Here is a 5,868-nt window from a genome sequence, read left to right on the forward strand (position 1 = left end):
ATCGATGAAAATAACTAATAAACTGTAAAAATAGCTTAGAGTAGACGAAAAGTCCTTCTCTATTTTTATGGTAAAAAGGGATCGGAAAGAAAGAGCATTCGTGAACATGAAAGTATTGAATCTAGTTCATACTAATGTTGGGGTGAAATACGACTATGATACAAAAATTACTAGCTAGTTTTTTATTAATGACGCAATCAGTTGAACTTCCTGACAGCTTAACTGTTATTCAACAGGGCCATCCGATTGCTGTGGTTAATCGTGAAGATTTTACAATGTCACTTCCAGGTACACCATTGATAAACGATAAAAAGTTTAATCAATTTATTGAAAAACTTGATCAACAAATTTACCGTAACCCTATAAATGCGACAATCAATGAACAAGGTAGAATTGTACCAGGCCAGGTAGGATACAGGCTTTATAAAAAAGAGTTTAAGGATAAATTTACTACCTATTTTTATAGTAAAGGACAATCTAAAATTGAAGTACCAGAGTTAGATATTTATCCTAAAGTTGATAGTGAATTATTAGCTCATATTAGAATTCAACAAATTGGACAATATGTAACCTACTTTAATTCGAATAATAAAAGTCGGGTACATAATATTTCTCTTGCTGCAAAAGCAATTGATAATTACGTAGTTTTTCCAAATGAAGTTTTTTCTTTTAATAAGGTAGTAGGAGAGAGAAGTGGAGCAAAGGGATATAAACGTGCACCAATCATTGTAAGGGGAGAATTGTCTGAAGGAGTAGGAGGAGGAATATGTCAAGTGTCATCTACCCTATTTAATGCAGTCGATCGCGCTGGTCTAAAAATTATTGAAAGATATACCCATAGTAGACGAGTACCATATGTACCAGCAGGACGTGATGCTACTGTTAGTTGGTATGGACCAGACTTCCGATTTCAGAATAAATATAATCAGCCAATTCTAATTCGAGCAAAACAATATGGCGGAAGTATGATTGTTACTCTTCATTCTTCTGATGTAATCAATTATGAAGTAAGAAGTGTCCCTATAGCTCCAACTCGTTTACCTGAAGAAATAAATACAGAAGAAGACAAGCATTCTTCAAATCCTTCTAGAAAAGGAAAAATAGTACCACCGCATAAGTCGGTAGGTGATTAAATTTTTATACATACTAAGTAAACCCCACAAGGTAAATTAAAGATCTTGTGGGATTTTTGTGTTTTTCATGAATAAGGATCATTTTGAATAAAAATTAATGAAAGTCTAATCCTTTCAACACTAGACTTATAGAAACTAAGGATTTAGAATTATAAGAAAGATTTGAAAACAAAGGAGAATTGCATGACAAAAATAAATGTATTATTTGATTCGAAGGATTTGGAACGAAATACATTACCTTATTACTACGATTACGGAAAGATCATTTCAACTATTCAAAGTCAGCTAATTGATACATTTGGAGTAGATTTTCAAATGTATTCAGATGAGGATACTACAAATGAAATCTGGGGAATTCTAGAAGAAGATCTTAAAGAAGAATCGAGTGAAGTTCAATTAATCAGCCATATTTATAATGAGCTTGAAACAAAAACTATTTCTTCGAATCACACTGATAAAAAATTGGAACTAATCATTAAGCCAAGGGTTGAGAATGGATTATATTATTATCCGAATTACGGAGTAGCTTTATCGAAAGCGATGATATTTGAAGCGGATAATCAATATAATAGAGACCTGATTTTTGCTAAAAATGATTCATGTCTTTCATCCTTTTTTCAATATGTACTAAAAAGAAAACGAGAGTATATTAAAAATTATGTAACAGTCTATACGGATACAGATGACGGTGTCGAAACAACAATTGAAAATATAACAAAAATGGTTAGTAGAGAAGATGTATTTTTAGAAGAATCATTAAAAAGAGAAATTTATCGCTCAATAGATCATTTCTTTAATGAAGGTCGAGAGTTTTTTAAAACATATGATATCCCGTATAAAAGAGGATTTTTATTATATGGAAATCCTGGAAATGGAAAAACAACATTAGTAAAATCAATCGCAAGTAGTATTAACGCACCGGTTGCATATTGGCAAATTACTGAATATACATCAAGTTACACAATTAAAGAGGTCTTTAATTCAGTGTTAAAATTAACACCAATGGTACTAGTTATCGAGGATATTGACAGTATGCCTCCTTCCGTCCGCTCAGTATTCCTAAATACAATCGATGGTGCAACTTCTAAAGAAGGTTTATTTTTAATTGGAACGACTAATTATCCTGAAAAAATCGACCCAGCTTTAATGAATCGCTCTGGTAGATTTGATCGAGCATATGAAATTAAACAACCAACAAAAGAAATGCGTTCTGACTACTTACAAAGGAAAAAATTAAATCGAATTTTAAACAATGAAGAATTACAGCTACTAATCGATTCAACAAATGACTTCTCTTATGCTCAATTAAATGAGTTATATATCTCAATCATAATTGAGTGGGACTGTGAACAAAAAGTAGATATCATTCGACTATGCGATGAAATGAGCTCAATTTTACGTAAACAAAAAAAGCAAAATTGGGAAAAGAATCAAACTGTGGGATTTTCTTTTGAATAATTGATTTTATTTTTCGTGTAGTAGTTATGGTTAAGTTAACTCTCAAAAGATAGAAGCAAGGGCTTCTATCTTTTTTCTTTTTGGCTCTGTTAAAGTAGATGGTTGAATGTCTTCTTCAACAAAATACCAGATTAGTTGCACAAGAAAAAGGGATTTTTAGGAAAAAAATGGAATATATTTAATAGAAAATATAATGCTATGTCATTAAAATTTGGAGGAATAAATGAAAAATAATCTTAGGCGCCTATTCTATCCATTGACAATTATGTCGTTTCTTTTATCAGGAATAATTTTAGTAACAGGTTGCTCTTCAACCAATATTGTAAAGTCCACACCTCAGGATCAAAATGTAAAGACTATAAAAACTATCATAGAAAAACAGTTTACAGGACCTGATATAAAATTAATTGAGATGTTAACGTCGGAAGAAAATGTAACAGTCATAGGAAAAGATGGGGAAGCTACGCAACCCCCAAAAAACACAGAGCTAGAAAAATATTATGAAAAAACCTTCCAACCTTATTTTACTGAAAGGATGTACAACAATTTTATCGCTGCATATGCTTTTAATTATCAATTTTTAGTACACAAAAGCGGATATCAAATAAAGGTAGATAACATTGATATTAAAAAAATTGAGACGACTGAAGGAGCTTATGAATTTAAAGTTAATATATTATACGGAAAAGATGGAAGCAAAAAAAAGGACGCTGAAGTTTCAGGTAGAGTTTATTTTAACACAGATGGCAAAATAACTAATATTCGATATTTAGATGATGGCGGATTTACAAAAGAGATGAATAATTAAATAGCGAACTGTAAGTATTAGCTTTGTGAAAAAAGATTGAGCTTTTTATTATACATTGTCTTCTCCAAAATTGAGTTTGAATGTATATTGCAATTGAAAATGAGGATAAGACTATAACATTACAGAGAATTTATTTATTATAGTTACGCACCCGAAGTGGTCGATATGGTAACATATCAACAAATTGAGGTGGTACCACGAAATTGTTACTCTCCTCCTCAAGAATTATTTCTTTGGGGTGACTGTTTTTTTATTTTAAGTTGCATTAGATCATAATTTAAAGTTTTCGAGAGGGGAAATTAAATGAATCCTATTTTATTAGATGTTCCGCTACAAATAGAAACAGACAGACTACTTCTTCGAGCGCCACTTCAAGCTGGTGACGGGAATGTAGTATACCAAGCTATTAATGCTTCAATTAGTGAGTTAAAGCAATGGTTGCATTTATTCCAGTCAATTCCTACTATTGAAGAAACGGAAATTCTCCTTAGAAATGCACATATAGATTTTTTGAAAAGAGAAAGCTTTCGCTATCTTATCTATCATAAGGATACTAATGATTTTATTGGAACTGCTAGTCTTCACAGAATTGATTGGAAGATTTCTAAATGTGAAATAGGATACTGGATAAATACGCAATTTAGTGGCAATGGATATATGACAGAAGCAGTAAGTGAGTTAACAAACCTTGGCTTTCAGCTATTCAAATTTAGAAGGATTGAAATACGCTGTGAATCTAATAACACTAAAAGTCGTTCGATCCCTGAAAAACTAGGTTTTGAGCTTGAAGGGATATTACGTAATGACGATCTTACAGCTGACGGTAAAAAACTAACTGATACCTGCATCTATGCAAAGGTAAATTAGACAAAAATTTAAAAATCCCTTGTACAACTAACGCAGGAGCGTTAATTCAATAGTATGAGTTTGTAACTAAGGATGTGATAGGCATTGAGAAATAACAAATTAAAAATTGCATGGATTATTCCAAATATACTATGTTATTTAATGATTATTGTCTTTTCTATTTTTGTATTTCGAAATGCTGATGAATTAAAAGAAATAAATAGATTTTCAGTTTGGATCGTTGCATTAATATTTCTTTTTTTAATCTCTATTTTTGGTAGTTTTCGAACTTGGAAGTGGATAAATATAGGTAAACTATAAGTTGGTGGTTAATCAATCTATATTTTATTATTTATTGAACTAAAGCTGTGCGTTAGTTCAACAGTATGAGTAGCCAGTGGCTACTCATTATTTATGGTGTTAACCATAAACATTAATATTTATTTGCTAGCTATGAACTGCACCTAACTACTTTTTAGGTAATCTTGAAAATTAAAAGAACTCCTTGTATGGGTCTTTAATAAATTCTACTTCAACTTGTAAATGAATAACATTTATTATTGGTTATTTAATTCAAGATGAGGTGATATCTTTGATTCAAAAATTACTGCTTTCAATGGAGCAAATGATACACATAATTCAAAATGGACTACCAAAAACTAATTTACCAAAACATGTAACCATCATTGGTTCAGGGATCTCTGGTCTAGTTGCTGCTTCACTTTTAAAAGATGCGGGACATAAGGTTACCATTATCGAAGCAAATAACAGAATCGGGGGGAGAATTTATACAAAAAGGGAACCTTTTATAGATAAACAGTATATAGACCTCGGTGCTATGCGTATCCCCTCTTTTCACCATTTAGTAATTGAATATATAAAAAAATTTAATTTGCCTGTTAATGAATTTATTAATAGTACTCCTAATGATCTTATTTTCATTAATAACGTATTAACTAATGAGGAAAATTTAAAGGCTAATCCAGACCAATTAAACTTTAAAGTCTCACCAAGTGAAAAAGGGAAAACTGCATTAGAGTTACTCTTATTAGCAGTAGGTCCTGTAATTGATTTTATTAATCAAAATCCTGAAAAAAATTGGGAAACCGTTATAAATATGTATGATCATTATTCAATGGCAAATTTTTTAAAATATAACCCTGTTGGAGTTTCATTATCAACTGAAGCAATTAATTACGTTGAAACCATTATGGGATTAGAAGGATTTCCTGAACTTGCATTTACAGCTATATTAAGGGAAGTTTTAATCCTTATAACAAAAGATTTAAAGCTTTATGAAATTGCCGGTGGGACAGATCAGCTTATTAATGGATTTTTACCTCAACTAAAAGACGATATTATTACGAATCAAAGAGTTAAAAAAATTATACAACAAGAATCAAACGTAACAATCTATACTGAAGATCAAATCCTTAATACAGAGCATCAACTTACTAGTGACTTTGTTATTTCTACAATTCCTTTTTCTTTATTAAACTTTGTAGATTTACTGCCATTTGAGTCTATTTCCTATGAAAAGAGGAAAGTTATTAGAAAGATACATTATGCAAGCTCAACTAAAATAGCTCTTCAATTTAAATCTAGATTTTGGGAGAAATATGG

Annotated in this window: 6 protein-coding genes; all 6 read left to right on the forward strand. The window is 30.8% G+C overall.

The window, feature by feature from the left end:
• Positions 1-155 precede the first annotated feature (155 nt).
• The gene (locus tag CN514_RS19380) at positions 156-1,133 is read left to right on the forward strand and encodes a VanW family protein (protein WP_098234009.1); all 978 of its coding nucleotides are present in this window, start codon (positions 156-158) and stop codon (positions 1,131-1,133) included.
• 183 nt (positions 1,134-1,316) lie between these two features.
• Positions 1,317-2,591 (forward strand): ATP-binding protein, encoded by a 1,275-nt coding sequence (locus tag CN514_RS19385; RefSeq protein WP_098234010.1) that lies wholly within the window; start codon positions 1,317-1,319, stop codon positions 2,589-2,591.
• A gap of 223 nt (positions 2,592-2,814) precedes the next feature.
• The gene (locus CN514_RS19390) at positions 2,815-3,399 is read left to right on the forward strand and encodes a hypothetical protein (protein WP_098234011.1); all 585 of its coding nucleotides are present in this window, start codon (positions 2,815-2,817) and stop codon (positions 3,397-3,399) included.
• Positions 3,400-3,702: 303 nt separating this feature from the next.
• Complete coding sequence (locus tag CN514_RS19395; protein ID WP_098234012.1) at positions 3,703-4,266, forward strand: GNAT family N-acetyltransferase; 564 nt, start codon at positions 3,703-3,705, stop codon at positions 4,264-4,266.
• A gap of 84 nt (positions 4,267-4,350) precedes the next feature.
• Positions 4,351-4,566, forward strand: coding sequence for a hypothetical protein (locus tag CN514_RS19400; protein ID WP_098234013.1), 216 nt, complete (start codon positions 4,351-4,353; stop codon positions 4,564-4,566).
• 271 nt (positions 4,567-4,837) lie between these two features.
• A partial coding sequence (locus CN514_RS19405; protein WP_098234014.1) for a flavin monoamine oxidase family protein occupies positions 4,838-5,868 on the forward strand: 1,031 nt, incomplete at its 3' end.

Source organism: Bacillus sp. AFS001701, assembly GCF_002559405.1.
GTDB lineage: Bacteria > Bacillota > Bacilli > Bacillales > Bacillaceae_G > Gottfriedia.

Coding starts and splice junctions, on each gene's coding strand:
- CN514_RS19395 (WP_098234012.1), top strand. CDS start 3,703: ATGAATCCTATTTTATTAGATGTTCCGCTACAAATAGAAACAGACAGA.
- CN514_RS19385 (WP_098234010.1), top strand. CDS start 1,317: ATGACAAAAATAAATGTATTATTTGATTCGAAGGATTTGGAACGAAAT.
- CN514_RS19390 (WP_098234011.1), top strand. CDS start 2,815: ATGAAAAATAATCTTAGGCGCCTATTCTATCCATTGACAATTATGTCG.
- CN514_RS19380 (WP_098234009.1), top strand. CDS start 156: ATGATACAAAAATTACTAGCTAGTTTTTTATTAATGACGCAATCAGTT.